The organism is Sulfurovum sp. (genome assembly GCF_036568385.1).
In the GTDB taxonomy this organism is placed as follows: domain Bacteria; phylum Campylobacterota; class Campylobacteria; order Campylobacterales; family Sulfurovaceae; genus Sulfurovum.
Map to the genome: position 1 here is coordinate 1 of NZ_DATCSP010000016.1, position 8,072 is coordinate 8,072.

General features: G+C 45.4%; 10 protein-coding genes, 1 pseudogene and 1 riboswitch. Of the genes and pseudogenes, 10 read left to right on the forward strand and 1 reads right to left on the reverse strand.

Features of this window, described 5'->3' with window-relative positions:
- The 6 genes and pseudogenes from VIM88_RS01970 to VIM88_RS01995 form a co-directional block, all read left to right on the forward strand.
- Window positions 1–202: pseudogene (locus tag VIM88_RS01970) on the forward strand (ribonuclease Y); the annotation flags it as partial.
- Window positions 203–366: 164 nt separating this feature from the next.
- Complete coding sequence (locus tag VIM88_RS01975) at window positions 367–897, forward strand: peptidylprolyl isomerase (protein WP_331861206.1); 531 nt, start codon at window positions 367–369, stop codon at window positions 895–897.
- Window positions 898–991: 94 nt separating this feature from the next.
- Window positions 992–1,891, forward strand: coding sequence for a tRNA 5-methoxyuridine(34)/uridine 5-oxyacetic acid(34) synthase CmoB (gene cmoB / locus VIM88_RS01980; protein ID WP_331861207.1), 900 nt, complete (start codon window positions 992–994; stop codon window positions 1,889–1,891).
- A gap of 228 nt (window positions 1,892–2,119) precedes the next feature.
- Window positions 2,120–2,779 (forward strand): response regulator transcription factor, encoded by a 660-nt coding sequence (locus tag VIM88_RS01985; protein WP_331861208.1) that lies wholly within the window; start codon window positions 2,120–2,122, stop codon window positions 2,777–2,779.
- Between the two features lie 151 nt (window positions 2,780–2,930).
- Window positions 2,931–3,110, forward strand: a complete 180-nt coding sequence (locus VIM88_RS01990) for a hypothetical protein (RefSeq protein WP_331861209.1) — start codon at window positions 2,931–2,933, stop codon at window positions 3,108–3,110.
- Window position 3,111: 1 nt separating this feature from the next.
- The gene (locus tag VIM88_RS01995) at window positions 3,112–3,498 is read left to right on the forward strand and encodes a hotdog domain-containing protein (RefSeq protein WP_331861210.1); all 387 of its coding nucleotides are present in this window, start codon (window positions 3,112–3,114) and stop codon (window positions 3,496–3,498) included.
- Here VIM88_RS01995 and VIM88_RS02000 read toward each other — a convergent pair.
- Complete coding sequence (locus VIM88_RS02000; protein ID WP_331861211.1) at window positions 3,495–4,100, reverse strand: MBL fold metallo-hydrolase; 606 nt, start codon at window positions 4,098–4,100, stop codon at window positions 3,495–3,497. The genes VIM88_RS01995 and VIM88_RS02000 overlap by 4 nt on opposite strands.
- A gap of 16 nt (window positions 4,101–4,116) precedes the next feature.
- On the opposite strand from VIM88_RS02000, the gene VIM88_RS02005 reads away from it, so the two are divergent.
- From VIM88_RS02005 to thrC, 4 genes are all read left to right on the forward strand, one after another.
- Window positions 4,117–4,944: a ferritin-like domain-containing protein gene (locus VIM88_RS02005; RefSeq protein WP_331861212.1), complete on the forward strand. Its 828-nt coding sequence runs from the start codon at window positions 4,117–4,119 to the stop codon at window positions 4,942–4,944.
- The gene (locus VIM88_RS02010; RefSeq protein WP_331861213.1) at window positions 4,941–5,852 is read left to right on the forward strand and encodes a tetraacyldisaccharide 4'-kinase; all 912 of its coding nucleotides are present in this window, start codon (window positions 4,941–4,943) and stop codon (window positions 5,850–5,852) included. Before VIM88_RS02005 ends, VIM88_RS02010 begins: the two co-directional genes overlap by 4 nt.
- Window positions 5,849–6,700: an acetylglutamate kinase gene (gene argB / locus VIM88_RS02015; protein ID WP_331861214.1), complete on the forward strand. Its 852-nt coding sequence runs from the start codon at window positions 5,849–5,851 to the stop codon at window positions 6,698–6,700. The genes VIM88_RS02010 and argB overlap by 4 nt, the downstream gene beginning before the upstream one ends.
- Before the next feature lie 192 nt (window positions 6,701–6,892).
- Window positions 6,893–6,967, forward strand: a riboswitch (cyclic di-GMP riboswitch).
- Window positions 6,968–7,219: 252 nt separating this feature from the next.
- Window positions 7,220–8,072, forward strand: an 853-nt coding sequence (gene thrC, locus VIM88_RS02020) for a threonine synthase (protein ID WP_331861215.1), incomplete at its 3' end; no start/stop codon positions are given.

Here is an 8,072-nt window from a genome sequence, read left to right on the forward strand (position 1 = left end):
CAAAGCGCATGTCGATCAAGCCTATGCGATCAATGCAGGCCGGGAGATACGCGTCTTTGTCAATGCCAAAAAAATGAGTGACAATGAAGCGGTACTGTTAAGCAAAGAGATCGCAAAAGAGATAGAGGAGAAGGTGCAATATCCCGGCGAGATCAAGGTGAATGTGATCCGAGAGACCAGGGCCGTCAATTATGCCAAATGATCGCAACTGGTTGCGTGAGCCTCCTGCTGAAGGGAACTCAGCGTTAGCGTAGCGATAGAAGCTTGGCTTCTATGCGTTATTTTAATGAAACCCAGGGCCGTCAATTATGCGAAATAATATGGTAAAACCGTTATAATATGCCTCAAATCACAAAGGAGTGTTAGATGAAAAAACTTTTGGCCGGATTGTTATTTCTTGTACTGAGTCTTCAAGCCTATGCACAGGACACGATTGTAGTACTTGAAACAAATGTAGGAAATATAGAGCTGAAGATGTACCCTGAGGTTGCACCGCTTGCAGTAGAGAACTTCACCACACATGTGAAGAACGGTTACTATAACGGGCTTATTTTTCATAGAGTGATCAAAGATTTTATGATCCAGGGCGGAGATCCGACCGGTACGGGTACAGGGGGAGAGTCTATCTGGGGAAAACCCTTTAAAGATGAATTTGGCAAGAATGTGGTGTTTGACAAACCGTTCCTGCTCGCTATGGCCAACCATGGACCGTCAACGAACGGGAGCCAGTTCTTTATCACTACCGCAGTGACAGACTGGTTAAATGGAAGGCATACGATCTTTGGCGAAGTGGTGAAGGGACAGGATGTGGTACAGAAGATCGAGAACGTATCGGTTTCCAGAGGGGCCAACAGACCATTGTTTGACCAGGTCATTAAAAAAGCCTACATCAAGTAAGGACATTTTTTGAGCAAAGCCCAAAAAATTACGTTGTCACTGCGACAACTTCAGCAGTTGGCTCATACGACTTGTCGTATTGGTGAGGTGTGAAGTGGATTTAGATCGTTTACGGGAAGAGCGTAGGAAATGGCTTACGTGGAAGAACATCGTACCGTACCAGGAAGCCATTCGGGCACTTAAAACGTATGAGGATGTCGAGGTAAAGCTCGGGGACAGGGTTGAAGTTCAGATCAAAGACCTGAGTTCCCAGGATGCGCAGCAGATCAAAGAGACGGCACTGCTGATGAAGCCCTGGCGAAAAGGGCCGTTTCAGATCAATGATCTTTTTATCGATTCCGAATGGCAGAGCCAGATCAAGTATAATCTGCTTGAACCGCATTTTGACCTCAAAGACAAGATCGTAGGAGACATTGGCTGCAATAACGGTTATTATCTGTTTCGTATGCTTTCCCAAAAGCCTAAAAAACTGATCGGCTTTGATCCTTCTGCTATCTACTATTCACAGTTTCAGTTCATCAACCACTTCATACAGTCAGATATCGTGTATGAGCTTCTGGGCGTGGAACATGTGGAGTTTTACGAACACAAGTTTGATATACTCTTCTGTCTGGGCGTGCTCTATCACAGGTCTGATCCTGTGGCTATGCTCAAATCACTCTACAAGGGGATGAACAAAGGCGGTGAGCTTATTTTGGACACCTTCATGATAGACGGCGAGGCCGAAGTCTGTCTGACGCCCAAAGAGCGTTATTCCAAGATACCCAATATCTATTTCGTGCCGACGGTCAATGCGTTGAAAAACTGGTGTCACAGGGCAGGATTTGAAAGCGTGGAAGTGTTGGAGATCATGAAAACAGAACCGCATGAACAGCGAAAGACAGCATGGATCGACACGCAGAGTCTTGAAGATTTTCTCGACCCCAACGATGACACAAAAACCGTGGAAGGGTACCCTGCACCCAAAAGAGTCTATATCAAGGCAGTCAAATAGGACATATTTCTTTCAGCGCGGTTTCCTCCCCTGGGGAGCCTGCATATCTACCAGTATTACAATCATATACAGCAAAATAATCAAATCCGTCTCCTGCAGTATAAAAAAGCTTTATAGTTAAAGTTACTTTTATTTTTAAATAAGGTTCATTTAGCTATAAATACGCTAATAAAAGAGTAAATCAGAGAAAATTTAAGTTTTCTCTGGTCTAAGAGCGATTGGAAAAGAATGAGAATATTAACAGTGGGTTTCAACGACGAATACGTCAAAGACCTTGAAAAAGAATTGGATAAATACTTTATTTGTATTGTCGATAATGCAAAAGATATGTATGATGCGACGAACTTTACGGACTTTAGGCACTATGAGCTCGTGATCATTGTAGATGAAGGGGTCAAGTTTTCGCTTGAGCGTTATGTCAATGAAGTGAAAAAGAAAAAGAGCGAAACCAAGATCATGATACTGACATCCAACATCAGACAGCAGTCTGCCTTCTTCTCCTTGGGTGTGGATGATGTGGTTTACAGACATTGCGAGTACCCGGACCTGATAGCGGCACGCGTCCTGGCAAATATGAGACACCTTTTTGGTACGCAGGTAGACATCGGGAAACTTGTGATAGACATTGCGAATAAAAAAATAGAATATGACGAAAAGATCGTCTCTTTGAATGGCAAAACCTTTGATATTCTGGCCTATCTTGCCCTTCGTAAACAGCGCGTCTTCTCCAAAGACGAGATCATCAATGCGCTCTGGGAAGAACCCGAATATGTCAGTGACAATACCGTTGAGGTAGCGATCAACCAGATCCGTAAACGTTTGAAAAGCATTCTCGGGTTTCAGGTCATTCACACGGTACGCAGAAGAGGGTATAAGTTCTCCTACTAAATCCTTTTTTTCTCATCGGAGATCCTCTCTTCTCCGATAGTTCCTTTCTGCATCTTTTTATCCTTTCCTCTTTCTTGCATTGGCGGTACGCGTTGCAAAAGTCATAGAAGTTTTTGCTATAATCTTTTAAATTATTTACAAAGGCGATCCAATGAAAAAATTCTTTCTCTACCTTTTACTGCTGCTTGCTGTGCTGGGGGCTGTTTTTGCCTATGTGCTTTACACAGAAGGTGCTTTTGATTCAGCCGAACCAGCAGGAAAGACAGACATGGAACCTTTTATGAAATGTGAAGCAGGGAAATGTGCGGCTGGAAAGTGCGGGGCAAACTGACATGCAGCTTCAAACCCATCTTGAGATCGATACCTCTCTTTGTGGCAAAGTGACCAGGCTTGATCCCGGTCATGCAGAAGTGCTGTTGCATACGACACAACAAATGTCCGTCGATGGTCATGGGCTGGTGCATGGCGGATTTGTATTCGGTGCGGCTGATCTTGCTGCGATGAGTGCTGTCAATGACCCCTACGTGGTACTCGGTGCATCTGAGTCGAAGTTCATTGCGCCTGTCAAAGTAGGTGATGCCGTGGTATGCAAGGCGGCGGTAGTAGGTGAAAAAGGGAAAAAACGGGAAGTAGCGGTGCAAGCGTTCGTAGCAAATACGCTGGTGTTTGAAGGAAGATTTACCACCTTTGTACTTGACACGCATGTGCTCGCGGATTAGAGCGTCTGCTTCACCTGCTCGATCCAGAAGGGTATGACCTTCTGTTCTGCCTTGAGCGTGGTGCTTAGGCCATGCCCCGGATAGAGGGTATAGTCACCTTCGATGCCCATCGCTTTTTCAAGACTTTTTACCATAGCTTCCCCATCTGAAAAAGGGAAGTCCCACCTTCCTATGGACTGCTGGAAGAGAAAATCGCCGCTGAACCAGACATCTTTGATCTCGATGATGCTGCAGCCGGGTGTATGCCCGGGAAAGTGGCGGAACTTGATCTTGACCCCTTCTATGGTGAGTGTTTCATCATCTTCTACAAGGTAATCTGCAGTGCTTTCGGGTACCCGCTGTCCCAGGGGGCAGCTGGCCAGCATAAAAACGTCGTCTTTGGGACAATAGATCGGGACACCCAGTCTTTCTTTGATCTCCTGGTTGCTCCAGACATGGTCGAAGTGGCCATGGGTGTTTAAGATGGCTACAGGGTTCGTAACATGGTCAAGCACCCATTTTGTGGCACCCATACCCGGATCGATGATAAAATCTTTACCCTCTACTGTCACGATATAGCAGTTGGTCTGGGTAGCGCCCATAGGTTGGATTTTGATCTGCATGTGATATAATTCTCCTATGAATATATATGAAACTTTAGAGCAGGCCATTTTGAGTGATGAGATACTGTTCAAAGAGAAATTGACCGCTCAGTGTCTGGACTATTGTATCGAAAATGAAATAAGCGCTGCTGATGATTTTGTCCCGAGCGTTTTCACAAAGCCCTCCTATGCTTCGAAATGTCACATTGTCGATCCGCGGGAACTGCCTGCAAGAAAAGACTTTGAGAGCAGGGAGGGACTTGCCACCCTGGTCCATGCCATTGCACATATAGAATTTTCCGCGATCGATCTTGCACTGGATGCGGTCTACCGTTACCCGCATATGCCCCAAGCCTATAAGCGTGACTGGCTGGAAGTGGCCAATGATGAGATACGCCATTTCAAGATGCTGGAGCGACTGCTAAACGAACTCGGATACGTTTATGGCGATTTTCCCGTACACTGTGGCCTGTTCGATGCGGCAGAGCATACTGCCCACAACATCCTGGACCGTATGGCCATCATCCCCCGCTACTATGAAGCCTCAGGACTGGATGTCAGTCCCCAGATCATCAAAAAGTTAGAGAATAAACGCAAGAACCCGCAGGTAAAAAAACTGATAGAGGCATTGAATATCATCTACACTGAAGAGATAGACCATGTGCTCAAAGGGGACAAGTGGTTTAAGTACCTGTGCAAAAGAACGGGCAAGAAAGAGGGGTCGGAAGAAGCGGTCTATTTTGAGATACTGGAACGCTATCATCTCCTTTCCAAACACAGACCACATGTGAATGTGGAAGCAAGGAAAGAGGCAGGGTTCAGCTGCGGAGAGATCCTCAAACTAGGTGCCAGGGAGTGTTCGTGAGAGCATTTTTTGAAGCGATGTTCTTTTCGCCAAAGTGGTATCACTACCCGGTGATACTGCTTCTGCTCCCTTTCTCCTTGATCTACGGCCTGGGGATGTGGCTCCACAGAAGCATAACCAAGAGAAAGTCTTTTGGCATTCCTATTGTCAGTGTGGGCAATCTTATCGTGGGAGGATCCGGCAAAACCCCCTTTGTCATTGCCGTGGCTTCAGGATACACGGATGTCACGGTCATATCCAGGGGGTATGGAAGACAGAGCAGGGGAGTGGTTGAAGTAAGCCGTCAAGGCGAGATACTTGTCGATGTGGAACAAAGCGGAGATGAAGCAATGCTGATGGCAACTGCTTTGTCCCATGCCTCAGTGATAGTCAGTGAAGACAGGCCCCTGGCTATAGAGAAGGCGATGAAGCAGGGTGCGAAGCTCATCATTCTTGATGACGGGTTTAACCGTATGGAGATAGAGAAGTTCGAGATACTTCTGGAACCCGGAAAGATCCGCAACCCTTTTCCTTTTCCGGCAGGTCCCTTCAGAGAGTTCTTCTCACAGAGAAAACATGCGGACTGCATCGCAAAGGAGGGGAAGGAGTTTTTGCGTCAGGTTGAGATCGCAGATGCTACTGAGAAGATGCTGCTTGTCACGGCCATCTCGAATCCGGCAAGACTGGACAGCTATCTGCCGAAGGATGTGGTGGGAAAGGTCTATCTGGAGGACCATGCCTATTTTGACCTTTCAACCCTGCAGAGACTTTTAAAAGAGTACCAGGCTTCAAGCATCCTGTGTACCTCAAAAGACAGGGTGAAGATGGAAGGCTTTAAGTTGCCTATCTCGGAAATGAAGTTAAAATTAGAGATCAAAAATGAAATAGTGACTCAGATCGATGAGTATATAAAGGGATACAGACCATGAAAAGTAACATTGATGTTGTAAAAACACTGCTTGATGCGCTGCCGTTCATCAAAAAGTTCTCCAATGAAAAGATCGTTATAAAGTATGGCGGTGCTGCACAGACAAGCAGTGAGCTCAAAGAACAGTTCGCGCAAGACATCGTGCTGCTGCACCTGGTAGGGATGAAGCCTATCATCGTTCATGGCGGGGGAAAAAGCATTACAGATCTGCTGAGGGATCTGGGAGTAGATACCACCTTTGTGGACGGTCAGCGAGTGACGACCAGAGAAGTGATGCGTGTGGTAGAGATGGTACTAAGCGGTGAGATCAACAAGGAGATCGTTTCGTTACTGGATAACCACGGTTCCAAAGCGATAGGGATTTCCGGAAAGGACGGCGGTTTCTTGAAAGGGAGACCCAAAGATTTTGAACACTTCGGCTACACCGGTATGATAGAGCATGTGAACCCGGAAATCGTCAATAATATCATTGATGACGGTGCGGTACCAGTCATCGCTCCGATCGCAGGAAGCAGTACGATAGGTCACCCGGGATTTAACATCAATGCCGACCTTGCGGCCAGCAAGATCGCCATCGCACTCAAAGCAAGAAAAGTGCTTTTTTTAACGGATACACCGGGTGTACTGGATAAAGAGATGAACCTCCTTACCAATTTAAGTATAGAACAAACAGAGGCGCTGAAAAAAGACGGCACGATACACGGCGGCATGGTACCTAAAGTGGATGCATGTATAGAAGCTTTGCGCGGAGGTGTCAAAAAAGCACATATCATCGATGGACGTGTTGAACATTCACTGCTTTTGGAGATTTTGACCAGTTCCGGTGTAGGGACCTGTATAGAACTTTAAGATCCCGGCCGAAACAAGGCTAAAGATCTATCTATGCCGAGTGCACGATGTATTTTGAACGGACAGAAGGGCCCAGGAATAGGCGCTTTGTGCCTATGTGTGTATAAATTCGTAAATTTTTAAAAAAATTTTACGAATTTAAGTTCTTTCTTTTAGGTAGTTGTGTTATAATTCTCTCATACGGCTATGCTGTATTGAAAAAGCCAAGTCCATCGCGAGGTGGGTACGGAAAGTCATGGGTCTCACGTAGATCGCCAGACTACCAATAGAGATATAGACACCATCTATTTATTAGAAAGTATCTTTTCTTCTATTACATAAGTATCTTAGTATTCTGTTTACTTTTATAATTTGTATTAGTTGACATTCTTTTCCCTAAAAACATTCTTCTCCTATGATTATAGGGTAGGCAGATACTAGGTACTTAAGTTTACTTCTTACTGATTTCCAACATACATTCCTATAACCCTTAGCTTATTTGGCTATAATAAGCATTAATATAAACACAGGATAATATAGATGCAATTTATTGAGACACGTGGAAATGACGGACAAAAACCTTCATCTGTACCATTTTCAGAAGCGATACTCAGCCCAAGTGCCAGTTTTGGTGGATTATATGTGCCCAAGGCACTTCCGACATTAGATACAGAATTTTTAGAGGGACACCTCTCCAGCCATTATAAAACCTTGGCGCTGGACTTTTTACAACGCTTTGGCATAGATATTGAAACAGAAGTCCTGGAGGAAGCGTTAAAAAGATATGATGCCTTTGATGATCCTTCCAATCCGGTACCGCTTTCACAGATAGAAGAGGATTGTTTTGTCGCAGAACTTTATCATGGGCCGACGAGAGCCTTTAAAGATATGGCCTTACAGCCTTTTGGCTATGTATTGAGCAGACTGGCACAAAAAAGAGGCGAACACTATCTGATCATGGCAGCTACCAGCGGAGACACCGGTCCTGCCACTTTGGAAACATTTAAAGACCAAGAGGGTGTACAGGTCGCCTGTCTCTACCCGGATGGGGGAACATCGGATGTACAGAGACTGCAAATGGTCACGGAAGATGCTTCAAACCTTAAAGTGATCGGAGTGAAAGGTAACTTTGATGACACACAAAATACATTGAAGGAGCTGCTCGCTTCTGCCGATTTTAAGGCAGAGCTGAATCAGCGGAACATCAAACTCTCTGCGGCGAATTCAGTGAACTTCGGACGTATTATATTCCAGATCATTTACCATATCCATTCCTACCTGGAGCTGGTACGTAAAGAGACGATTCAGATGGGGAAGAAGATCTACCTGGTCGTTCCCAGCGGTAACTTCGGGAATGCTTTGGGAGCCTACTATGCGAAAAAAGCGGGACTTC

Coding starts and splice junctions, on each gene's coding strand:
- VIM88_RS01975 (WP_331861206.1), top strand. CDS start 367: ATGAAAAAACTTTTGGCCGGATTGTTATTTCTTGTACTGAGTCTTCAA.
- VIM88_RS01985 (WP_331861208.1), top strand. CDS start 2,120: ATGAGAATATTAACAGTGGGTTTCAACGACGAATACGTCAAAGACCTT.
- VIM88_RS01990 (WP_331861209.1), top strand. CDS start 2,931: ATGAAAAAATTCTTTCTCTACCTTTTACTGCTGCTTGCTGTGCTGGGG.
- VIM88_RS01995 (WP_331861210.1), top strand. CDS start 3,112: ATGCAGCTTCAAACCCATCTTGAGATCGATACCTCTCTTTGTGGCAAA.
- VIM88_RS02000 (WP_331861211.1), bottom strand. CDS start 4,100: ATGCAGATCAAAATCCAACCTATGGGCGCTACCCAGACCAACTGCTAT.
- VIM88_RS02005 (WP_331861212.1), top strand. CDS start 4,117: ATGAATATATATGAAACTTTAGAGCAGGCCATTTTGAGTGATGAGATA.
- argB (WP_331861214.1), top strand. CDS start 5,849: ATGAAAAGTAACATTGATGTTGTAAAAACACTGCTTGATGCGCTGCCG.